A 23,472-nucleotide genomic window follows, 5' to 3' on the forward strand; every position below is an offset into this window, starting at 1 on the left:
GCCAGCGCCAGCATAGCACGAGCGGCGAAGCGCCGAAATCGCCGGAGCTGAGGGACCTCTCAATACGAGCTCTAATCTGTGAAACAGTTGCAGCCCGGTCGATTGTTCGATGACTGTCGCTGGAAGCGACCAGGGATCGAGGCCATCCATCGTTCTGCTCTCCCGAGGGCATCTGCGCAACCCGCGCTCAGTCAAGCATTAGGGTTCGAAGCGCGCCCGCAAGTTGATCAATGGATTGCCACGGCCTTGTCGGTCGCGATAATTCGGTCCGATAAAGATGGTATGGGTGCCAAGCACCTTGTGATCATACAAAACGCATTCGAGCGCGCAAAATGCGTTCGGCAATAGCGGTACATTGAGAACGCCTTGGGTCTAGGGCGCTGTATCGAAGCGGTGAACGCCTTGGGGCCCCCCGACCGCCAAAATGCAGGGCAAGGTCTTCCTGGTCAGTGCGGTGAAGACTGACTCCAAAGCCGCCACTGGCGAGGATCATGTGCCTCGGAGCAGGCATTGATGCCAACGACCAGGCACGGCGGCTCCATGCAGATGGACGTCACAGAACTCACCGTCAGTCCACGTCGTCCGGCTGTCGTTCCGGTCGTCACGATGGCGACACCGCTCGCCAAATTACGCAGGGCCTGACGGAACTCTGCCGCTTGGATAGACGGCATTTCAAACTGGCGACTCCCGACCAGCTGGGCTGAAACCTCGCTGCGCCGCCGTGCGGAGGGGATGGCCGATTGCGGTACCGGCGCGCGCCTGCCAGAGTTTCTCCGCATGCAGACGGCATCGGCGCACCTAAAGCGCCTTTAGGAGAATACGTTTTCTTGCCTCGAGAAGATGCTTATCCAGCGTCGCGTGCAGCTCACCCCGCAACTCCGGCGGGATCGAGCTATCTGTATCGATCAATTCCCGGAACTTCCGAATGATGTGTTCTAACACTGCAATAGATCCTTGTGTTTCAATCGTCAGCCAGGACATCATCGATTCTCTCCTTTGCGCGCAGCGCGCTTCGTCGTGTGTCCTCACCGAGGCAACCCTGACTGCAACAGGTTCTCGTCGATAAAAAAGTTGGCGCTCGGGGCCGCGTGCTCAGCGCGAATTGCCTTGGTGAAGGCGAGCGCAGGCGGCACAAGCTCCTTGAAATCCTGCAGAAATGACGCGCATTCGCGCCTGCAATACTTTCGCGCTCGTGAGCAGCAGTCTTGGTCGGAATACTGGAACATCGGCCAGCTCGGCTGTCACGCGTTCGAAACCGCGATCAGGCGCTTCAGTCGAGCGGCTGCGGCGCCGCCATCAAGTGATTCTTGTCCAAGTGCTACGCCTTCCTGCAGGGTCGAGGCCCGGCCGGCCACAACCAATGCCGCCGCCGCGTTCAAAAGCGCGGCGTTGCGAAATCGACCTGGTTCGCCATCGAGCACATTTTGCAGAGCAACGGCATTAGCCTCGGCATCGCTGTTCTCCAGCGCGTCGTTGCGGCAGCGGGGGAGCCCGGCTTCTTCCGGCGTCACTTCGAAGATGCGGACTATACCCGCCTCAAGCGCAGCAACAAGGGTTGGACCGCTAATGGTTATCCCGTCGAGCCCGTCCGAGCCATGAACAACCCATACCGACTCGGCACCAAGGTTCTTCAAGACGTATGCCAGAGGCTGGACCCATTCAGGAGAGAATACCCCAACGATCTGCCGCCTGACCCTGGCCGGATTGGACAGAGGCTCGATTAGATTAAAGATCGTGTGGGTTCCAAGTGCGGTCCGGATCTGGCCGACGCGCTGCATCGCCGGATAACGGGCTAACGCAAACATGAAACCGATGTTGGCTTCCTGTACACAACGTGCAATAGCTTCAGGCTTGAGATCGACCTTCACGCCGAGGCGCGCCAACACGTCTGCGGCGCTTGAACCCGAAGGCGCAGCGCGGTTGGCATGCTTGGCGACAGGAATGCCGACCCCGGCGACGATGAAGGAAGCACACGTCGACACGTTGACCGAATATATTGGGGTGTCGCTCGTGCCGGCGATACCGACGGCGTCGCATGCCGCCTCCACGCGCGGCATTCTATTCCGCATCGCGGAGGCGGCGCCGGTGACTTCTTCGACCGTCTCGCCCCGGACCCGCATCCCCATCAACAAGCCACCGATTTGCGAGGGAGTCGCGTGCCCCGACATCATGCTGTCGAAGGCTGACGCAGTTTCCTCGCGCGTCAGAGTGGCGCCAGTGGCAACTTTGCCGATGATCGATCTAAGCTCTTCCATCGAACTTTACACGTTCCTTGTCCAAACTCTCGATCTCTTCCGCGACGCTTGAGGCGGCAGTCGGTTGAGTGTGGACGCCCCTGGCGAGGCTACAACCTGACGCTACGTGAGGGTCAAGCTCTCCTTTTCGTGGTGCCGTCGAGAGGAGATCGTCGGCGAGTTTGAACGCTGTAGTTTCTTGCCAGGATCAATGGCACTGTCTTGCGCCCGCTTGCCGCGTCCGCAGCGGCCTCTTTACCGCGGTGTTCCGGCCGGATCACCGCATCCTTCAAACCCTTTTAGCTTTCGGGCGCCGCCGTCGCGGAGCGTTGAAGCGGCTTCCTCTACCTGCTTCGCGAGTATTGGTGCTGCGATATGGACCCGATCTCAGCTGGGCTCTACAAAATAGCCCCAAATGATTGTGAATGAAGGTGCGCAGGACAGCCTTCATAGAGCGATCGACGCGTCCCGTTGATCCGCCCGCATGAGGCGGTGAGCCACCCGTGTTCGGTCCTGCCTTACAGTCGGAATACGCCGTACTGCGGCGCATCGATCGGCGCATTGAGCGAAGCGCTCAATGCGATTGCGAGGGCAGTTCTGGTATCGACAGGATCGAGAATGCCGTCGTCCCAGATTTCCGAGGTCGCATAATAGGCACTTGACCGCTCGCGATATTCTTCAAGAATTGGTGCTCGAATGGCTGTCAATTCCTGCTCCGAGAGGCGCCCTCCGGCGCGAGCCAATTGTCTCGCCTTGACGTGGGTGAGAACTCCGGCGGCCTGCTCGGCGCCCATAGCAGATATCTGAGAATTCGGCCAGCTGAACACGAATCGAGGGTCAAACGCGCGTCCCGACATGGCGTAAGTTCCTGCGCCGTGCGAGCTATTGCAAATGATCGTAAACTTCGGCACGGACGCTCCGGACACCGCCATGATCAGCTTGGCGCCGTCCTTGGTGATCCCACGCCGTTCATATTCGCGCCCAACCATAAAGCCAGTGACGTTCTGCAGGAAGAGCAGGGGCGTCCGGTTCTTGTCGCACAATTGAATGAAATGAGCCCCCTTTAGCGCGCTGTCGCCGAACAGCACGCCATTATTGGCAAGGATCCCGATTTGATATCCATGAAGTCGCGCAAGGCCGCACACGAGTGATGTCGCATAGCGCGGCTGGTATTCTTGAAATCGGCTGCCATCGACCAGACGAGCGATGATCTCTCGCATGTCGAACTGCGCTCGCGCGTCCTTTGGAATGATGCCGTAGAGTTCGGACGCGCTATAGGCGGGCGGCTCGGGGGCCACTCGATCGATCGAGGCCTTCGCCGGTTGGTGGAAGCGAGCAACGACGTCGCGCGCAATCGCAATCGCATGGATTTCGGAGCTTGCGAAGTAATCACAGGTACCCGACACGCTGGTATGCATGAGGGCGCCACCAAGTTCGTCGGCGGACACTTGTTCACCGGTGGCAGCCTTCACGACCGGAGGGCCCCCGAGAAAAATCGCTCCAGTGCCTTCGACAATAATGTTGTATTCACTAAGCGCAGGGACGTAGGCCCCGGCCGCGGTGCAGTGGCCCATGACGATGGCGACCTGCGGCACCCCCATCTTCGAGAGAACGGATTGATTGCGGAGAATTCGACCGGCATGGTAGCGATCAGCAAAGAATTCCGCCTGCAAAGGCAGGAATCCGCCGGCGCAGTCGCACAGGTGAACCACCGGCAGACGGTTCTCGATGGCTATATCCAGTGTGCGCACGATCTTCTTGACCGAGAGTGGATACCATGCGCCGCTCTTCACGCTGGCATCGTCGGCGTGAACAATAACCTCTCGCCCCGCCACAATGCCGATGCCGACAACCTGGGCGGCGCCGGGCACCTCGCCGTCGTATGCCTTGTTAGCCGCCAGCGTCGAAAGCTCTAGGAACGGAGTCTCCGGATCGAGCAAGGCCGCGAGCCGCTCACGAACAAACAGTTTATTCTGCCGACGCAGCCGCTCGAAGTCCCGCTCAGGCCTGTGGAAGCGGGCAACGCGTTGGCGCTCCTTCAATTCGGCGGCAAGTTGTCTGTTGTGCAGGTCGTTGCGACGAAAATCCTGCGAGTTCACGTTCGCCACGGAACCGATCCGCTGCATTTCAGCGCCCTTCCTTAGAGAGCGTGACCAGCACAGCGTCGTGCTCGAAGCTCTCACCTTCCTTGACGTGAATTCGATCGACGATGCCATCCTGTGGTGAGCGTATGATCGTTTCCAGCTTCATGCTTTCAATCCGCATCAGTGCCATTCCCGCCGAGACCGATTGACCAGACGAAACTGTGACCGCAACAACAAAGCCAGGCATCGGCGCCCGGGCCACCAGAGCGTGAGTCTTGTTGTTCTCGGATGCGCACGCTCGCAACGGGTCATTGTAGCGCAAAATGCGCGTCCTGCCGCGGATGTGGAGGTGAATGAAATCCTCCTCGATGGCGAACCTGACCGGTTCGCTCTGGCCCGCAATGGTCAAGATGCCGCTACTCTCATTGCGATGGGTGAACGCGACAGGGGTAATCACCTGGTCTCGGAGATGGAGCCGGTAGCCCTGCTGGCTGGGTGAAAGCCACAATTCATGATATACGCCGTCGACCTCGAATGAGTGATGCACGTCAATTTCTCCAACTACCGAGCGCTGCGTGAAGCTCGGGCACGGCATCGGCCGCCTCGCGGACCGGTCTTGTCAGAAGAGCCGCAGATGCCAGGAACGCAGACATTTCGGCAGTAAAGTTGCCGGCTGCGAGATGTGGGTTTTCTTCTAGGTATCCCGTATGGAACTGACTGCCAAGAAATGCCTCGTCGCAAAGAATCTGGGCGAGCAAGCTCGCGTTGGTCTCGCACCCAAGTAGAACCAGTTCGCGAACGGCGCGATGGGCTTTCAGCGCAGCCTCTATGCGGGTCGGTGAATGCACGATGATCTTGGCGAGCATGGAATCGAATGCCGGCGTGATGTGCTGGCCTTGCATGATGCCGCTGTCGATTCGTACGCCATCCGGATACTCGATAAGAAGTACTTTGCCGGTGGTCGGGACGTATCCGCGTTCGGGAGCCTCCGCGCAAAGCCTGAGCTCGATTGCATGGCCATTTGAAACAATGTCGGACTGCGAAAGTGCAAGTTTTCGGCCCGCTGCCGCATAGAGTTGTTCGGCGATCAGATCGACGCCGGTGATCATCTCGGTCACCGGATGTTCGACCTGAAGGCGTGTATTCATTTCCAGAAAGTAGAACTCTCCGCCACTGAAAATGAACTCGACCGTTCCTGCATTCTGATAGTTCGCTGCACGGGCGATGCCGACGGCGGTTTCGCAAATCCGGGTCCTCAATTCTGGTGATAGCGCTGGCGAGGGCGTTTCCTCGATGATCTTCTGGAAACGGCGCTGCACCGAACATTCGCGCTCGAAGAGATGGACCAGGTTACCGAAGGAGTCACCGAGCACCTGTACTTCAATATGTCGCGGGCTTTCGATATATCGTTCAACATAAAGTCGGCCATCTCCAAAGTGGCGACGCGCTTCACTGCTCGCCTCCTCAATGGCCGCCTCCAACGTAGCGGGGTCGCGTACAATCCGCATTCCCTTGCCGCCACCGCCACCTGATGGCTTCACGAGCAAAGGAACTCCAATAGCCCGGGCTCTCGAAACGAATGTGGCCGGATCATCTTCCTCGATGGCGCAGGGGGCGACTGGAAAGCCGTTGCCTTGGACGAAATTACGGGCGCGGATCTTATCGCCCATTAGCTCGATAGTTTCTGGAGCGGGTCCGATGAATACAATGCCGGCCTTTATCACTCTACTGGCGAATTCCGCATTCTCGGAAAGCATTCCATAACCCGGATGTATCGCGCCGGCATTCGCCTTGTGGGCGGCGGCGATGATCTGCTCGATATCCAGATAGCTTGCGATTGGCGTGCGGCCGCTGATCGGAATAGCCAGGTCGGCCATTGAGACGGCCGGGGTTCCCGCGTCAACCTCATGGTAGGCAATTGCAGAACGAAGCCCAAGCTTGTTCAAGGTTTTGATGATACGTGCGGCTATCTCACCCCTGTTGGCGATCAGAACGGTATCGAAGGGTAACTTATGCATTCGCCTATCCGGAAAAGCGGGATTGGACCAGAGCGTCGGTCAATTGTAGGCGGCCATGCTCGTCACCTGACCTCGGGTGACCGTCCTGCCGGTCAGGCTGGGGCCACTCTGTGGATGAGGCAAACGAACAGGCCGCCACATCTTCACTTCGAGTCGCTGCTTTTCTTGCCAGTGTCTCGCACGGAGATCACGTAGCGACATTGCTGACTGAGGCTCGCTTGCCTGGATCTGAGGCAGGCAGTGATAGCGGTGGGATCTGGTATGTGGCTGCTACAAAGGCGGAACACGTCCTCCATGCAAGCCTCTTTCTCCTCTGCGGTCGGCGCTTGATCGCGCGCGTTGACCAGCCTGGGCATTAGAGCCGTCATTGCGACGGCAAGAGCGACGGCGCAGTAGTAGAGTTTGAGGCGCGAAGGCAGCTGAGTTCGTTGATTTTGAGTCATGATATCCCTTTAGGTCGGTAGGCTGCGGTATTGTTCTTCCTGCGCGAAGCGCCAACATGACCTGTCAACCGCGAAACAGGCCGGAACTGCTTAAGTGCGGTGCCGGCAAGCTCGTCCTTTCATTTTTGCGGTCTGACTGTACGGTGCTGGTCATCTTTCCGGCATAACGAAACGACGCCTGCCCTAGTGGCGGAGCTCCGCGAAGAGGGGAAGCACTGGGGGTGAGCTGGCCAAACAAGTGAATCATTTGGGAGCTTCCAGTGATCGTGCGGTTGGTGCATGCTTGGATGTCGCGAGGCATTACTTGGGCGGGACATGTGCTTAGGTGCTCTGGCTCAGCCTACTTGCCAGCCGACTAATGACGCCGTAGCAGGCGCGACGCCGGGTTGAAGGGGCCGGGCCGCAAGGCAGAGAGATCAGGCAAAAGCTAGGTGCGCTCAAGCCATTGTTGATGATGCATTCGATCGTGCAGAGCGAACCATGATGGCGCGCGCCCAGACTGTGTTTGGTGTAGTCGCGCCTGTGTTCTGCGTTATGTGAAGACGTTGGGTGGGGTATCTGGGCCGGAGCCTCCGTCTTGCGTCCGTTCCGGTAAGGCTACGGTGATGGAAGCGCCTGCCGTGCAGATCTCGAAACGTGCGATTTCGTCCAGCCGCGACAGGAACAGCTCCGACGAAGTGCGGACAAGGATGCGCTTGAAGGATCTTATCGTCCTGATCGAGTTACGCCAGGTGAGTTTAGATGTTTGAAACATTCGCAATTCTCATGACGTGTCCGGACCACCTGGATTGTCGGACGTGGTTCCAACTTGTCCAGGATCGTACAATCTAACGCTACGTGCGATTCAAGCCCCTTGTGCATCCCATCGTCTGAGGAGGTCGCGGCTGTGCATTCTTCGTTCGAGCCTCGGCTGCAAGGCGCGCTTTGGTGCTTCAGAATTGCGGCTGTCCATGACGATCGTCGGCGTGGGCAACCGAGGGCACGAGCGTCGCTGTTACGTGATTATACGGAGCGCCGGTGTCGCACTTCTTTGATCTGCAAATTGCATGCTCTCGGCATGAATCCGAAAAGTAAACTATACCAGCCCGACCACTGGCGAGGCCGTGCGGAAGCAACGCGAAAGAAAGCGGAAGCGCTCGCTGACGGAAAAGCCAAGGACAGGCTGCTTAAAATTGCCGTGGAATACGACAGGTTGGCTCGGCGTGCCCACGTGTGGCAGATGCACAAAAACGAGGACGATACGTGGCCTGAGGAAGAGCTGTAAAACGTCGCTGCGGATCATCAAAAGGGGCCCCCAGCCTGTTGATCGCTACCCGACCCCATGGCCCGCGCAAATGTCGCTCAGCAAGCAAGTCAGTGCTTGGAAGGGACCTTGACGCTTCTGTGGCGCGCTCCAGATCGCGAGGCGGATCAGGCCGCCTGCCAACGCTCCTTCAGGTCTACTTGGTTAGTCAGCTTCTCGAAAGCTAATCCTGCTATCACGAAACTGCGAAATCCGAGACCTCAATTTGCAGTCACTGCGTCGCAGCTAATGCGGAAGCCCGGATGACATCCGCGCGGGGACATGTTGAGCCGTTACAGGTCAGTGTTTGGCACTTCGTTGCGGCTGCAATGGCATATCAGTTTCGCCAATTCGAGGTATCTGCGGCATGCCTCAATATTCCTTTGCGTTCGTCGGAGGGGGCGGATTTCCAGGTAGTCGCGCGAAATGTGCATTGGAAGCAAGTCCGTGAAAGAGGTGTCCACGTTCGAATGGCGCGCATACGGTCCGGCCGCGGCATGCGAGAGGCGTCTGTAAGCTCCTCCCGCCTTGCCATCCGCGAGATCAGAAGAGCGCTGAAATGATCCAGTAGATAGCGGCCCAAAGCAGCGCATTTATGAGGAGTGCGGCCAGCGGCCAAAGGTTCCACCTCCTTTGCACCTGCCGAGAGCGACAATTGGCGCCGTAATGCTTGCCCGTTGGTTGCTTTGGTGCGCGCCAATGCGTCATTTTATCAGACGTCGCGCTGGTCCACAGAAAAATGCCAGGCTTTGCATGCCTCGTACCACTCATAGGTTCGCGGTCCTCTTTCATAAGGCGAGTATCAGAATCGCTGTTGTCTGCGCGCGGCGAGCATCCGGCCAATGGTATGCTCGTGTATCGTCGGTGCATTGAACGTCGCGTTCCGTTGCCACAGCAATCTACATGCCACCACGGAAAAGTGTCGGCACCGCTTTAATGCATACGAAAGCGCGTCTGTCGGGCGTTGGCCGACAGGGAGCCGCAGTCCAAGGTCGGATTCGCGACGTACATGTCTGAAAGACAACACCCGCATTAGCGGCAAAAGCGTGAGCGCTTCGTCGGGCGTCATCCCCTGAACAATGCGTTAGGAGTTGCATCGTAGTAACGCGGGAAAGACGGCCGACGGTCGCACCCATTGAGATCAACTAATCATTGTTTCTGACCGTCACCTTACGGGGAGACACCGAGATGGCGGGCGAACCGCTGGATGTTATCAGCGCAAAAACAGTTCACGCCCGGCGCCCGCCGCTCTGGTGCAAGCCCGTTCGATTTGGCCCCGCAAAAAGTCAGTCGTGCTCACGTAGACGGCGCATTGGCACTGTTCAGACTCGACCGAAAGCTGCGAATGGTCAAGTACTACGATCTCACCAAGCAGTAAGATCGCCGCGAAGCATCAACCGGTGCCGGCAGTGGCTTTGCGAGCCATCATGGAATGTGAACCTCAAACGTCACCATAGGGAGCATGCCATGATGACGACCAATTCATTGAAGAGGAGGTGACGGCCAAGAGCCGACAAGTTCTTGTGCTCAGAAGGTCACCATGAAACATGAATGGGACGCTAACGCTCGCTTGAAGAGCGATGGCGGACATTGCTGTTGCTGATGCGCGCTCTGTTCGGCGACGGACTGCCATCGCGCAGATCGTGCTATCGCGCATACTCAGGCAATCAGTGGCCGGCTGAGAGCGATCTTCGCCCACAATGCGAGCGTTAGAAGACTATAACAGGAGAACGAGTGGTGATGGACATCTGCGGCTTTCTCAGATGGTGCACTGAAGTGGGGTACCGGAGCGCTGGGCCGAGGATCGAGCCGGTTGACGAGTTGCGAGACAACGTCATCTGGGAGTTCAAGGCCATCCGAGGGGCAAAGGAGGGGGCATGCGGGCGCAGATGATTGAGAAGCTGGAGGCCGGCCGCGTGCAACACGGCCGATTCGCTACCGTTCCGGGATCAGGCCCTTGCGGCGTGTTCCTTGTGCAGGGGCCTTGCGGGTGTGAACTAAAGATAAGTGGATTCGTCCGTCCTGGCTGGGAGCATGTCGCTGTCTCGACGCCGCGGCGCTGTCCGAATTGGGACGAGATGTGCTTTGTCAAAGACCTGTTCTGGGATGAAGAGGAGTGCGTCATGCAACTGCATCCGCCACATTCGCAGTATGTGAATAACAGCCGATATTGCCTGCACCTGTGGAGACCCACTCATCGCGGCATCCCAATGCCGCCGCCGAGCTTTGTAGGCATCGTTGGGCTGGGGCCATCAGAAGCCGCAATGTTGTTCGCCCAGATGAGCGCGACAGCATGATGAGCTGAGAAGGATAACCGAGCGGAAGATGAGGCCGAGCGGGTGCATAAGCACCGGTTCGGCGCCGCCGTAACGCGCGTCGCAAGCGGGATATAGTCAGAACCGATCGCCCTGTTGCACTGTGCGGGGGTCACGGCTAAGCCGCGGTGCTGCAGCAGCGGTATCATGACTTAAGGGCGGCGGAAGGTTCTCACAATCGTCATGCAAGAAGCACGATGTTACGCGAAGCCGGTCTAGAGCCGTCCGCCGAACAAACTCGATATAGGTTTGGTACATCTTCGCGCATCGACCAGATCGTAAACGAGGTTACCCAGGATCCATCAGTCTATTTGGTCAGCTTGCGTTTCGCCCAAGGTGACGCCCACATGATCGCAACGTCGACATCGAATGAAGTGACGACCCTCTTTGATCCTAATTATGGAGAGTTTACTGTTCGGCCAGATCAGATGCGTGATTTGTTCAAAAGTCTTGCCGACCGTTACCGCAACCCGCCGAACGGACTTGATATATCGATGGTCGTCACACAAAGGATGAGGTGAGTGTTTCGGAGGTTCCGACTGACCTTGCCGATCCCACGCGCGGGTTCTTTCGTGATCGATGCCGGACAGCCCCAGGCGCATCGCGTCCGACAGTGCAACACCACGGCAGAGAAGACGGATTGGGGCACCCTGAACGTGCGCCCGACGTGGTAGCGGAGCTCACCGCGGCCCTTCGGACGTTGGAGGGGCACGCTCGACGGAAGCTCTCCGGGAGTAGTGCAGCGAGGGGAGAATATTCAGAGAGAGGCTGGCCGGTCACTCAGCTTCATGAGCTCGTGCCCTCGCGCGTCAAAGCTTGATGGGCTGCGCTTGCACGCAAGTAGGACCGTTGGCCGCTCGCCACGAGCTCCGCAACCATCCGCGCCCTGTCCTCGTGGCTGCACTTCCGCTGACGTCCGGCTTCTGGTGAAGGATCTCAAAACCGGAACCGACGCAGTGATAACACTATACACTGTGTTCGTTCCAAGGCTGACGGTCAAACTGCTGGGCTACAAGGTCGTTTGACAATTTGCTTCCCGGATAATGCCAGGTGACATGCGGCCCTGGAGCTCCTCGCCGCGGAGCGCGCGCAAACAGGCTTTGATCTGGAAGACGTCGCCCGATGGTTTAGAGTTGATCCCAGTCTCACACCGGAAGTAGCGCGGGCGCAACTCGGCGCCGGTCGGGCTGGATGGATCAGACGCTGTCCCTGCCACGCCCGCACTGATTGAAGTTAGCAGAAACGTGACTCGGCGCCCAAAAGCCCCACGCATACACAGGACAAGCGCTGTCCCTACCACGCGCCGCTAACTTCAACGGCATTGTACACGGACTAGCTTTCCGAAAGCTGACGAACCCGACGCGGTTCATAAAGCGAAAGCGGCCGGTGTCGATCGATGCCCTCCTGTCCGGAACGCACGCGTCTGTCCAGCGGACATCCGACTTAAGGGTATGGTTAAGCATAGACACAAGACGATCTCTTCAAAGAGGTCGTGGAACTCGCATATGCCATGTGCCGCGGAAGGTGGCAGCGGAAGCCCATCGATATCTGCAAGGCGCGGCGCTGCGACATCATTCGCGAAAGACGAATCCATTATCTCTGCGACTTCGACGACAGCTGGGCCCATCCGATCAAGCGCGAAAAGTGATCCGACAACAGGCCAACGAACGGCCTTCCACTCCTAATCGATGCCGCCGGTCGTTGTCCGCCGGAAGATGTCAGCGGTGTGTCGGACTATGTCGGAATACCTCGATGTCATAGGTGGCCCCTCTCGTCCCGAGCGCGAACATAGCGTCCGTGCGGCTCAGACAGATTGATCGCCACTTCATCGACCGGATAGCGCTCGAGGCCGGTGTCGCCGCATTGTCCGGAAAAGGGAAGGCGCATAAGCGTCGGCCAACGTCTCCCAAGTCCGGTCGCAAACCGTTGTGTTCGGCCAAACGCTCGGGGGTCTTCTCGCCATAGGCGGCACCGGTCTGGCATTCGATTTCCAGTCCATCGGGGGCTGGGCGGCAAGGCCGATCATCTCGCGCCAGAGATCGGAGTCTTCTCCAAGAGCGTGCGCAGGTTCATCATGTCGGCCATGGGTGGTTCCTCCGTTGCGTTGGCATGTCGCAATCTAATTCTACCGGAGAACTGCCGGTGACTACCGCAAAGCCGCCGCCCGGTACTGCGCCATTTGGGCGCGCGTCCGGGCGGCTTTGCTCTGTCGAACTACACCATCATTGGGAACACGACCATGAGATGATGATCGCCCTGGATCGGCTCTACGAGAGTGAGTGTGCCGCCCTTTCGCTGGACCACCTGCGAGTGTCGCAAGTTCAAGCGGGATTATCGAATGGTTCGACTATCTTGATGCTAGGCCAGACCGTTATATGGGCTTACACATGGCTGATGGGTTCAGCATAGTGGCTTTGCCGCTCTTGCCCGAAACAACAGAAGCCTCCTGGCACTGGCTAAGTTCGGTCATCTCGTTGCGGCATGCGCTTCGGTGCCCCCAATTCCAATGGAGCGAAACAGTGCCAGGAATGAAGGGGCGGGCTTTTTGAGTGTAGGGCGGAGCTTCGGTGGTACATAGCATTTCTCGGGCGCATTATGAGAAATGTCGGAACACGCATCCGTCTCGCGCAGTCGCCAGGCGCGAGTATCGACCATGGCGGACCACGAAACGGTGGCTGGCCACCATGGATGGGGGAGACGTGCTCAAGTTCATCGAGGCCGCCCATCCTTGTGGAGCGGCAGCGGGTCGAGGAGCGGTGTCGGGTCCTCATGAACGCGAAAGCCTTTGCTGCGGTGGCGCGCTGCCCGGAGCGAGATTAGGTTAGGCCCTCATAGCGGAGCCTGCGGGGGTTTAGACGTGGCCAGTGCTCAGGGATGCTTCGGCTTTCCGGAGTTGCATCGTCGCGCTCGGGACCACCAGGTGGAAAGACGTCCGGCATCCGCTAAATCTCAGACATACTGCACGAGCTTAAGGTAATCGTCTGTGAGAACGGGTGAGCGAATAGAACAAGCCGCGTCATGAAGGAAGGTGGTCAGAGTCCGACTGGCCCGATTGCGGACTTCGACAGATTGCCGCGCCGGCGCGCGAGTACGGAGAGTTGCTAGTTCGGAACTGACCAGGTCAGCCGCTGCTGCGGCGCAATCTGAGACAGAGAAGCACCCAGCAGACACGACAGCGTTTGCCAATCCCAATGTGGTGAGCCAACCCGCATAGATCAGCACGGCACCGTCTGTCTCATCGAGTCCAGAGAGCTCCTCAATTGCAGCAGCATGGCCTGATGCCGCACCAACAGATCGAAAGAGATCGGCTATTTCATCACGGGTGGCTTTAGAAAGGAGGCAGCGGCCGAGATGTGATAAGAGCGCCTCAGTCGGGCCTTCGAAGATGCGAAGGATGCGAGCGTCTCGATAGATTTTGGCCAAAGGCGTTCCCTCATCGTAACCACGGCCACCTAACAGCTGGACGCATTGATCAGCGACAAGGCCACACCACTCCGAGGACAAAACTTTCGTTGCGGACGCGAGGTAAACGTTGGGCGCGCCCTGCGCTGAAACAAGTCGGCAGGATGCTGCCAGCATCGCCTTCACGACTTCCCGCCGCAGCACCATCTGACCAAATAACTGCTCGATGTAGCTGTTCTCGATCATACGCAGTTTACCGAGCCGACGATGGCTTGCATAAGAGGCTGCGAGCTGGATAGAGCGCTCAAGCGCTCCAAGACCCATAGCAGCCACACCGATACGGCCCCGGTTCATACTAGATGACGCCGCGCCCCAGCCGTCTTGATCGCGAGAGAGCACGTAAGCACGCGGCACCTCGACATCCTGGAACTCCAGCGTATTCTGAATAATGCCACGTAGACCGAGCGTGCGATGCTCGTGCGTGACCTTTAGCCCTGGAGCCTGCCTGTCAACAAGTACACCAACGAGCCGACCTTTCGCATCGGGACCAGACGCGCGAGCAAAGCAAACGATCCAGCGAGCCCAGTCAGCGAGGCCGATCCAGATCTTGCGGCCAGAGATCCGAACTTTATCTTCGCGCATGAGAGCCGAAGCTTCTATATGCCTCGGGGCAGAGCCAGCTCCAGGCTCGGTCAAAGCGAAAGCGCAGAGATCGCCGCGTGTTGCACCCCAAATGATATGCTTTTGTTCGGGGATGTGCGGTGCCGCTTCGATGCAGGGCAAGGCTAGGAAGTTATGGATGACGAGGGTAGAGGCAGCGGAGACATCGAAGGATGCAGTGGCGGAGATGAGGTCGATGGCCTCTTGCAAGGGAAGAGCTAATCCGCCGAGCTCTCCTGGTGTGGTGAGTCCGAACAGTCCATGCCTTGCCAAGATGCTGTGTAGGGTTGGAGGGAATGCTCGGCGGTCATCCGCGTCTGCGAAATTCAGCTGACTGAGGTCAGCGATCAAACTGGAGTATAGTGCAGCTGCACGGCGCTCAGCTGTGCGTTCCTGCGCCTCACCGTATTGGGCGTAAACCTGAGTATACATAGCCATAAGGTCCACAATGACCCCGGCCCCGCTTCGTGCCAATTCATCCGCGTGGCTAGCTTGGCTACACATTGGTATAGCGTGGATGCAAGCGCAGCATAGGCACGTTGTCGGGACAGGTTTATTGCGGCCACCTTCGCTTCCGGGCCGATCTCAGCGCCGATCAGTACCTCAGCCTTGAGGACGCCCAAGAAAAAGTGGGAGATTTGGCGCAAAGACTACAAAACAATGCTCCCAGAGGGCAATTGGCAACAGATCGCCGATTTTGCCGCGAACCCACGTGGCGCAACCAGCCCGCCAACGTGTTCAGAGTCGTAAAACTCGACTTCTGGGTAGTCCAAAGTTCGGTCTCGCTGCATCCTCAAAAGTCATTCCCCGTGATTTGCCTGGCCGGATGCTCAACAGCATCAATTGCGCAACCTGCTGACACACACTCTCTCTAAAACAGATATCATGGTAGGACGCTTCGGCGCAGTTCCGGGGCCCGGCAGGCGAAGCGGAGCCCATCCGCGAGGACAAAAAGAAGCGTACACTAAATCATGGCACTTCCGCAGGACATCTTGTGGTTCTTGACAATGAGCATTCTCGCTGAGGGGTTTCAAACAAGCCCTCTCGCCATGAGATGTAAGTGCGAAATTGCAGGAAAGGGCATTTGGGCGCTTGGGACCAGGACAGGAAAGTAGGCAAGAAGGGTCGAAAGCGGGCAGGCTGCGCCGGATAAGCCCCAGACGAAACACTCAGCAGGGCAGCCCGTGAGACTCAAATAGCGATAGGCCCACTTTCCATCGCAGTGTTGGACCCGTTTAACGTTGACCGAGGCCAAGTCCCCGCCGAAGGAAAAGTCACAAGCAAATTAGGTCTGGGCCCTAGCGCCGTTCATATGGATAGGCGGATGGGTTGGGCCTTTGGCGCGGCTTGCAAGGCCTACGTTGCAAGCTCGCCCGAAGCAAAAACCCTGGCATTCGTGCCAGGGTTTTGATGTCATCGCCACTTTGAGAGAGCGGATCAAAAGTCCATACCGCCCATGCCGGCGCCTGGAGGCATTGCTGGACCAGGCGCGGCCTTCTTCGGCAGCTCGGCAACCATCGCTTCCGTCGTGATCAGCAGCGCGGCCACCGAAGAGGCGTTCTGGACCGCGATGCGCACGACCTTGGTCGGGTCAATAATGCCCTTGGAGACAAGGTTGCTATACTCGCCTGTCTGCGCATCGAAGCCATAAGAGTACTGCTCGTTGTCGAGGACTTTGCCGACCACGATCGAACCGTCTTCACCGGCGTTGATCGCGATCTGGCGGGCCGGCCAGGACAGCGCCTTGCGCACGATCTCGACGCCGGTCTTCTGGTCGTCGTTCGTGGTGCGCAGACCCTTGAGCTGCTCGGAGGCACGGAGCAGGGCGACGCCGCCGCCCGGCAGGATGCCTTCCTCGACCGCCGCGCGGGTCGCATGCATCGCGTCATCAACGCGATCCTTGCGCTCCTTCACCTCGACCTCGGTCGCGCCGCCGACGCGGATCACCGCGACGCCGCCCGCGAGCTTGGCGAGACGCTCCTGGAGCTTCTCACGGTCGTAGTCCGAGGTGGTCTCCTCGATCTGCGCCTTGATCTGGGCGACGCGCGCGTCGATGTCGGCCTTCTTGCCGGCGCCGTTAACGATCGTGGTGTTCTCCTTGTCGATCATCACCTTCTTGGCGCGACCGAGCATGTTGAGCGTAACGTTCTCGAGCTTGATGCCGAGATCTTCTGAGATCGCTTGGCCGCCGGTCAGGATCGCGATGTCCTGCAGCATGGCCTTGCGGCGATCGCCGAAGCCCGGAGCCTTGACGGCCGCGACCTTCAGGCCGCCACGCAGGCGGTTCACGACCAGGGTGGCAAGCGCTTCGCCTTCGACGTCCTCGGCGACGATGACCAGCGGCTTGCCACTCTGCACCACGGCCTCGAGCAGCGGCAGCAGCTCGTTCAGCGAGGAGAGCTTCTTCTCGTTGATGAGGATGTAGGCGTCGTCCATCTCGACGCGCATCTTGTCGGCGTTGGTGACGAAATAGGGCGAGATGTAGCCGCGGTCGAACTGCATGCCCTCGACGACGTCGAGCTCGGTCTCGAGCGACTTGGCCTCCTCGACCGTGATGACACCCTCGTTGCCGACCTTTTTCACGGCGTCGGCGAGGAACTTGCCGATCTCGACATCGCCGTTGGCCGAAATGGTGCCGACCTGGGCGATCTCCTCATTCGAGGTGACCTTCTTCGAGTTCTTCTGGAGATCCGCGACGACGGCTTCGACCGCGAGGTCGATACCGCGCTTCAGGTCCATCGGGTTCATACCGGCGGCAACCGACTTGGCGCCTTCGCGGACAATCGCGGCGGCCAGGACGGTCGCGGTGGTGGTGCCGTCGCCGGCAGCATCCGCGGCCTTCGAAGCCACCTCGCGCACCATTTGGGCGCCCATGTTCTCGAACTTGTCGTCGAGTTCGATGTCCTTGGCGACAGCAACGCCGTCCTTGGTGATGCGAGGCGCGCCGAACGACTTGTCGAGCACGACGTTGCGGCCCTTCGGACCGAGCGTGACCTGCACGGCATTGGCGAGGATGTCGACGCCGCGCAGCATGCGGTCCCTCGCGTCTACTCCGAATTTGACTTCTTTGGCTGACATAAAGAATTCCTCAGTTTCTTATTTTCTCATCCTTCAGCGCGCCCGGCGGGCGCTCGTCAGGGGGTGAGCTGTGCGAGCGCCGGGTTAGGCGGCATTCTTCTTGGAAAACACATCGGTGAGAACGCCCATGATGTCGCTCTCCTTCATGATCAGCAGGTCCTGGCTGTCGATCTTGACTTCGGTGCCCGACCATTTGCCGAATAGCACGCGATCGCCGACCTCGACGTCGACTGGAATTAGCTTGCCGGTCTCATCGCGCCCGCCCGGGCCAATTGCAATGACTTCGCCCTGCGAGGGCTTTTCCTTGGCTGTGTCGGGAATGATAATGCCGCCAGCGGTCTTCTCATCGGCGTCGATGCGCTTGACCACGACGCGGTCGTGAAGCGGACGGAAATTCATACAAGTCTCCTGAGCGTCTGAACAAGTTGGAGATAGTCACATTGTGACGAGCCCAATTATAGCAAGAGTCAGGCCAAAAATGAGCTGAACGATCATGCCTGCAGTTCTGCTGAATCGTTGCGCGGCCTGCGCGTGTCTTTGTCCGTAAGCAAACGCCCTCAGGTACACAGCCCGCCAAGCTGTTGCGAAAATGACATTGCGTTTCGTCGGAACACCCGGTTGATCACAGGATTCCTCAACTTGGCGGCCCTTACACCGATCGACGCGCCGCGTATTTCGACGGCGGCGGCCTGGCTGCACACAATTGGTTCGTCTTACAGCAGCATCTAGTAGCCGGGGAAACGTACGGCGCACAAGATTCTTTCGAAGGGCGGGTTCGAACAATATGAGATCCTCGCGTAATAACAATTATGCCGACTATCTAGAGCGCGGGACCTTCAAGAATTGATCTGGACCGAGCTCGATCAGGTCATTGCACGCTGCGGCACGAACACAGCAGAGGCGCGCCATGACGAAGGCGCACGGCGGTCTCCAGACAGCGAGAGGCAATTTGCATTGCAGGGCAGTCGCTGCACCTATCGGTCCGAGAGGTTTCCCTTTTGATGTCGATGGCATCCAAATAGCCGTCATGGATCAAGGGGACTGAGGGGCATATGAACTATATACGTTGATATACGTTGTGCCGGCGCATCTGGCGTGTGATTGCAGCTTCGAAGTTCGAAATTCACGCGATCTCCGCGCCCAATGGAAAAAGCATCTGTGTCCTCTGTAGAAGTCCACCAGTACATCGTCTCACTTCTTCAGAAGCCGAATCCAGTCATCCTGGATATCGGCTGCAATGACGGGACCGATACGCAACAGTTTCTCAACCTCTGCCCGCAAGCTCAGCTCTACTGCTTTGAGCCGGACCCCAGAGCGATCGCGCGCTTCAGGAAAAAGCTGGGCTCATCCCTCAATAAGGTGAAGCTCCTTGAAATCGCGATCAGTGATCGAAACGGGATGATCGACTTCCATCCAAGCAACGCAGATGGTGATGCGAAGGAATGGGACCTCTCCGGCTCAATACGCCGCCCGAAGAATCATCTTACAGAGTATGATTGGGTCCGATTCGATCGCCCTGTCTCGGTTGAAACGCGGCGGCTGGACGACTGGTGCAGCGAGGTAAAGCTGAACACGGTCGATCTCATCTGGATGGATGTCCAGGGAGCCGAAGCCGATGTTATTACCGGCGGCATGCGGACCTTGAGCAACACGCGCTTCATCTACACGGAATATAGCGACCGTGAGCTCTACGAAGGGCAATTGTCCCTGCAAGCCATTTTGGACCTGCTACCATCATTCGAAGTGGCGGCCCAGTATCCACGCACAGTGGAAGGGGATATATTGCTCAAAAATACGCGCTTCTAGTGGCTGCTCGTATCGAGCGCCTCATTCATCGCTGGAAGACCTGACCAGCGCGCTCCATGCCCCCCAAAGCTGCACAACTGGTGGTCAGGGGATGTCAGTAGCCGAACGGGCACTCCGGTTTCCGTCTGCCATCGCAGACCGCACGCATCAGGTCGGCGTCGGGCGGGTGGTGGGTTCCGACTATCATTTATTTGGCGAGCCGGCCACAAGTGACGACTTCGTGGCCAGCAGGCCGCGCCGTTTCATATACTTGAATCAACACTGCCAGCTGGGGCTCGAAGCGTTAAATCACCTGAACGGCTGCTGTTGGTCTGGACCTCTTGTAAGCTGGTGCACTGCTTCGAACAAATGCCAAAGCAACTGCATGGGCTCTCGTAGTTCCTTGTCTCAATGGGAAACCGAACTGAAGCATGTGCTCATTCCATGAGGATCGCCGTGAGGCGTCCAACGTAACTGCAGCAGCCGATTCTCCAGCAAGGCGTCCTGGATACGGCGCAGGAGAAGGCGGCTGCGATCATCAGCGGCCGGTCTCGCGCCGGATCGAATCAAGACCGTCATCGTAATCGCGGTTACTTGCCTGCTCATTTGCCGCAGGCGGAGCCGATCATCGAATCTGCGAGCACGCTCGGCGTATGCGGCTGCGGCGCGATGACGAAGATCGGCGAGAACGTCAGTAAACGCCTCGACGTAATCCCGGCGCAATGGCCGAAGTGTCTCATAGCCGCGCCGCCAAATCACCCGCAATTCCAGATCGGCCCGATCGGCGTCCGCGTCCAGCATGGCCCGAAACTGCCGCCATTGTAGCGGCCGCCGCTGAAGCCGGGGCGGCCGAAATAGTGCCACTCGCCATCCCAACCGTAGTACTGAGGAACCGGATCAACATACCTGTGGCGCCGGTCGGCGCGTGAGAGCCGGCGCATCGGGTCCTCTTGCTTGTAGAGCGGAATGCTGTTGCTCAGGGGCTGGCGATAGCCGGGCAGGAAGCCGTAACTTTGCCAGACCGGCTTGGGTCGCTTTTGAGTTGACGCAGCGTTCGCGACGACCGACAGCAGCGACAGGATGATAGTAGCAGTTAGACACACAAGGCGCGACATGGATCGACAATAGTCGGTCGGTTGCGCGGAGGCCATTCAAATTTGGGTGCAGAGTCGTGCGCAATCTTGCATAGAATCGTTCTCTTAGCTGATCACGCCCTTCCTGATCAGTAAGCGCCCATATCCCGTGCTGTCACCCACCTGCACCACGCCGAAGCCCAAAGCCGTAGCACGAGAAAATCCGGACCTGAGAGCTTGCCGCGACTGAATGGGCGACCGGCCGAGCGCTCGATCTCGGCCAACATCGTGCGTGCGTCCGGGCACACGGTCGAGATCGTCGACCGGCATCATTACGCCGCGGATCGACGAAATCCTCGAGCGGATAGAGCGTTAGGATGGCGCGGACAGTCTTCTCCATACTCATGCCTGCGCTCCGAGCAGAGTCGCGGGTGGCCGGGTGGTTGGCGTCGACGGCCATGAGGTCGTCGCCATGGCCCGCGAGGCGAGCAACCGGAGCAGCTCGGGCGCTAAGATCGGATCAATCGATTTCAGGATGTGATGAACGATCCACCCGATCAATCTTACGTTTGTCTCTGTCTCCCTAGCCCTTCACAATCATCAGATACCGCGAGCCAGAACAGTCCGAACTGTCGTTGATAGGTGGCAAAAAAAGCCCGGCCTCATTTCGATAGCCGGGCCGAAGTCAGTCGTCGACAGAGGGAGAACTGCCGACGGTTATTTGCGGCAAAACGATCACCGCAAATTCTAATTACGAAACAGTCAATGACCGGAGAAATCTGGCGTCTTTTCCTTCCATCAGACGATTTGGCCGGGCATCCTAAGCTATTCGCATGGTACACCGTGACGTCACGTGCGATTCAAGGCCGTTTTAGCTCATCCGCAAAACTCCAAGCCGGCGACTTCTCACAGGCAGCCGCGTGGCTGCACGCAGCGGGATGCTGAGGGGCCGGGAGGGCAATGGCGGATCAGACGAGCCTGCCGGCGAGCGTTGAACAGCAATTGAGCCAGTTGCAAACAACTGTGCCCCGACCGCAAGGTCTCTCTCTCTTGCCCTTTAAAAAAAGGCCGGCAGGCCGCCAGGTCCTGTAGCTGCAGGCCGCATCACATCGCAGGTCGCAGCAATCCGTTGCTGCGGAGCGTGCGGGAACGTGTGTGAACCACTTCATGGAAAGCCCGGCTGTGCTGCGCTTCCGAGCAGTAGGCGGCCGGCGCTCTGGAGCGTTCCCTCGTTTAGAGCTGCGTGCTGGGCAACCACGAAGCTGTCGCACATGGCGCGCGTCAGATTGCTGGTGGTATACAGCGACCCACTTCCAGCGAGACCGCTCGCAATCCTACAGACCTCAGCGCTCTGCCGCGCGGCGTTCGTCGCGGCGAGTCGCATCAGCGTCGCCGTGCTCGGGTTTACCGCTCCCTTGAGCGCTTCCTTCCACAGCTCCTCGGTGGCCTCATAGAAGAAGGAACGGGCGGAGCGCAGCATGGCTTCGGCCCTGGCCATCTCCAGTTGGACATAGCCGCGCTCTGCCATCACGGGCGCTCCAGTGATCGAGGCGCGACTTCCGGCCATGGCGATCACCTCGTCTAGCGCGGAGCGCGCGATACCGATGCCGACAATCGCATGCACCTGCGCAGCGAAAGCCACGGACGGATAACGATAGACCGGCCCGTCGAGTGTCGGCGGACCGCCGCGGATCAAAGTCCATTCCTCCGGCACAATGACATCGTTGACAACGACGTCGTGGCTGCCGGTGCCTTGCAGGCCGATGACGTCCCAATTGGGGCGGATTGTCACCTTCTCGGCCGGCATTACGGCCACACGCACAAGACCACCGGTTGGATCGTCTTCCACAGTGATGCCAACGCCTATCAGGTCCGCGCCCGGTGACCCGCTGGCAAATGGCCACACGCCGTTCACGACAAATCCGTCGGTGCTTCGTCTGGCGGGCTGGAGTGGGAAAACCGCACCTGCCAACACCACGTCAGGTCCATTCGCGTATACCTTGCGAAGCGTGTCGTCCGGAAGAGCAGCGAGGTAGCGAGCGCCATCGCCGAAGCTGGCGACCCAACCGGCGGAGCCGTCGGCTTCGGAAATACGCTCGATCAGGCGACAAAAATCGGCCGGCGTTCGCTCCTCGCCGCCGAATCGCCTGGCGGCCATAGCCCGATAGACGCCAATGCGCTTGAAGCCGTCGATGATCTCGTCGGGAATCCTCTGCGCGCGGGCGAACTCGTCTCGACGCGCGCGGATATCGATCAGTAGCGGCGACAGGTTATCCCAGGTCGCAGCCGTAGCGTCGGTTTCTGCAGTGATCTTCTCTGGTGGAGCGTTCATAAACTGTCCTCGGTGTCTTGGGCCGATCGACGGCGCGCGTCATTGATATGGATTGCGCGTGCATCGTGAAGCCGGCCGGATTGAAATCCGAGCCGGAAGGAATCGTCGAAACTGTCGCAGTTGATACTCGACTGTGATGCGATTGCAGGCGGTTGCTGGTCCAAACCGCACGCCGAACGGATTGGCTCAAAGAAAAGGAGTTGAGGGCCGGCAAGGCTGACGGAGAGTTGGCCGTCGAAGTTGTCATTGAGGCTGAACCCGCAATGCAGCCGACATGCGGCGGCGAGATTGATCCGCCTCTGCAGCACTATGTCTCCGACGGCTGAGGGCAGCGCTCGTATTGTCATGTCTTCTCCAACGGACGATTTGTCACACTTGGCGCCCGGTTGGCTCGAACCACCTTGTGAACTCCTAACTTGGCGACCCCTACGTCGCCCAAGCCTGCGGCTCTTTTCCATGTTGCAGCAATCGACGTGCCATCAATCAGGGTCTGCCGGTCGTGTCTGAATCGAGCGAGATCACGTGGCCCATGCTGCGCCAGCAGGATGCTCGCGCCTCCCGTGTCTGATTCCAGGCACAAGATGTCATCAACCGAACACGGCGGGAGGAGAACGACTGAAGTGGACCTCGACCGCGGACCGGTCGGGCGCGGCTTGCCTGCCGGAGTTTCAGGCCCGCTCCGATCTCCTGAGATTGCCAAAGGCGCAATTTGCCGCAGTCAAGGAGCTGTCCGCATCGGCAAAACGAACTCAAAGGTGCGGGCCGC

16 protein-coding genes are annotated in these 23,472 nt (G+C 58.8%); 2 read left to right on the top strand and 14 right to left on the bottom strand.

Annotated elements, in window-relative coordinates; all coding sequences use genetic code 11:
* Nucleotides 1-446: 446 nt before the first annotated feature.
* The 6 genes from YU9_RS50625 to YU9_RS0139890 form a co-directional block, all read right to left on the bottom strand.
* Nucleotides 447-779 (bottom strand): flavin reductase family protein, encoded by a 333-nt coding sequence (locus tag YU9_RS50625; protein WP_371259265.1) that lies wholly within the window; start codon nucleotides 777-779, stop codon nucleotides 447-449.
* 19 nt (nucleotides 780-798) lie between these two features.
* Entirely contained in the window at nucleotides 799-984 is a 186-nt protein-coding gene (locus YU9_RS0139865; protein ID WP_027577654.1) for a hypothetical protein, read from the bottom strand.
* 257 nt (nucleotides 985-1,241) lie between these two features.
* A complete protein-coding gene (gene trpD / locus YU9_RS0139875) occupies nucleotides 1,242-2,255 on the bottom strand; it encodes an anthranilate phosphoribosyltransferase (protein WP_027577656.1) in 1,014 nt (337 codons plus the stop codon).
* 497 nt (nucleotides 2,256-2,752) lie between these two features.
* Nucleotides 2,753-4,360: an acyl-CoA carboxylase subunit beta gene (locus YU9_RS0139880; RefSeq protein ID WP_027577657.1), complete on the bottom strand. Its 1,608-nt coding sequence runs from the start codon at nucleotides 4,358-4,360 to the stop codon at nucleotides 2,753-2,755.
* A 1-nt stretch (nucleotide 4,361) separates the two neighbouring features.
* Nucleotides 4,362-4,865 (bottom strand): acetyl-CoA carboxylase biotin carboxyl carrier protein subunit, encoded by a 504-nt coding sequence (locus tag YU9_RS48735; RefSeq protein ID WP_036019533.1) that lies wholly within the window; start codon nucleotides 4,863-4,865, stop codon nucleotides 4,362-4,364.
* A gap of 1 nt (nucleotide 4,866) precedes the next feature.
* A complete protein-coding gene (locus YU9_RS0139890; protein WP_027577658.1) occupies nucleotides 4,867-6,336 on the bottom strand; it encodes an acetyl/propionyl/methylcrotonyl-CoA carboxylase subunit alpha in 1,470 nt (489 codons plus the stop codon).
* A 4,168-nt stretch (nucleotides 6,337-10,504) separates the two neighbouring features.
* On the opposite strand from YU9_RS0139890, the gene YU9_RS44300 reads away from it, so the two are divergent.
* Entirely contained in the window at nucleotides 10,505-10,897 is a 393-nt protein-coding gene (locus YU9_RS44300) for a YopT-type cysteine protease domain-containing protein (protein ID WP_156952420.1), read from the top strand.
* A 2,428-nt stretch (nucleotides 10,898-13,325) separates the two neighbouring features.
* Here the strand turns inward: YU9_RS44300 and YU9_RS0139930 are convergent.
* From YU9_RS0139930 to YU9_RS0139940, 3 genes are all read right to left on the bottom strand, one after another.
* Nucleotides 13,326-14,876, bottom strand: a complete 1,551-nt coding sequence (locus tag YU9_RS0139930; protein ID WP_245266777.1) for an acyl-CoA dehydrogenase family protein — start codon at nucleotides 14,874-14,876, stop codon at nucleotides 13,326-13,328.
* A 999-nt stretch (nucleotides 14,877-15,875) separates the two neighbouring features.
* Complete coding sequence (gene groL, locus YU9_RS0139935; protein WP_027577662.1) at nucleotides 15,876-17,516, bottom strand: chaperonin GroEL; 1,641 nt, start codon at nucleotides 17,514-17,516, stop codon at nucleotides 15,876-15,878.
* Nucleotides 17,517-17,600: 84 nt separating this feature from the next.
* On the bottom strand, nucleotides 17,601-17,915 hold the full coding sequence (locus YU9_RS0139940; RefSeq protein ID WP_027577663.1) for a co-chaperone GroES: 315 nt from the start codon (nucleotides 17,913-17,915) through the stop codon (nucleotides 17,601-17,603).
* A 759-nt stretch (nucleotides 17,916-18,674) separates the two neighbouring features.
* Here YU9_RS0139940 and YU9_RS0139945 point away from each other — a divergent pair.
* Nucleotides 18,675-19,322 carry an FkbM family methyltransferase gene (locus tag YU9_RS0139945; RefSeq protein ID WP_027577664.1) on the top strand — a complete coding sequence of 216 codons (648 nt, stop codon included), beginning with the start codon at nucleotides 18,675-18,677 and terminating at the stop codon, nucleotides 19,320-19,322.
* 387 nt (nucleotides 19,323-19,709) lie between these two features.
* Here YU9_RS0139945 and YU9_RS51400 read toward each other — a convergent pair whose 3' ends face one another.
* The 5 genes from YU9_RS51400 to YU9_RS48750 form a co-directional block, all read right to left on the bottom strand.
* Nucleotides 19,710-20,102: a hypothetical protein gene (locus tag YU9_RS51400; protein WP_156952421.1), complete on the bottom strand. Its 393-nt coding sequence runs from the start codon at nucleotides 20,100-20,102 to the stop codon at nucleotides 19,710-19,712.
* The gene (locus YU9_RS47115; protein ID WP_084299256.1) at nucleotides 20,057-20,416 is read right to left on the bottom strand and encodes a hypothetical protein; all 360 of its coding nucleotides are present in this window, start codon (nucleotides 20,414-20,416) and stop codon (nucleotides 20,057-20,059) included. Before YU9_RS47115 ends, YU9_RS51400 begins: the two co-directional genes overlap by 46 nt.
* 133 nt (nucleotides 20,417-20,549) lie before the next feature.
* On the bottom strand, nucleotides 20,550-20,834 hold the full coding sequence (locus YU9_RS51405; RefSeq protein ID WP_371259266.1) for a hypothetical protein: 285 nt from the start codon (nucleotides 20,832-20,834) through the stop codon (nucleotides 20,550-20,552).
* A gap of 705 nt (nucleotides 20,835-21,539) precedes the next feature.
* Nucleotides 21,540-22,706 carry an acyl-CoA dehydrogenase family protein gene (locus tag YU9_RS0139960; protein ID WP_027577666.1) on the bottom strand — a complete coding sequence of 389 codons (1,167 nt, stop codon included), beginning with the start codon at nucleotides 22,704-22,706 and terminating at the stop codon, nucleotides 21,540-21,542.
* Nucleotides 22,703-23,053: a hypothetical protein gene (locus YU9_RS48750; protein WP_156952423.1), complete on the bottom strand. Its 351-nt coding sequence runs from the start codon at nucleotides 23,051-23,053 to the stop codon at nucleotides 22,703-22,705. Before YU9_RS48750 ends, YU9_RS0139960 begins: the two co-directional genes overlap by 4 nt.
* Nucleotides 23,054-23,472: the final 419 nt, after the last annotated feature.

This window comes from Bradyrhizobium sp. WSM1743 (assembly GCF_000473065.1).
GTDB lineage: Bacteria > Pseudomonadota > Alphaproteobacteria > Rhizobiales > Xanthobacteraceae > Bradyrhizobium.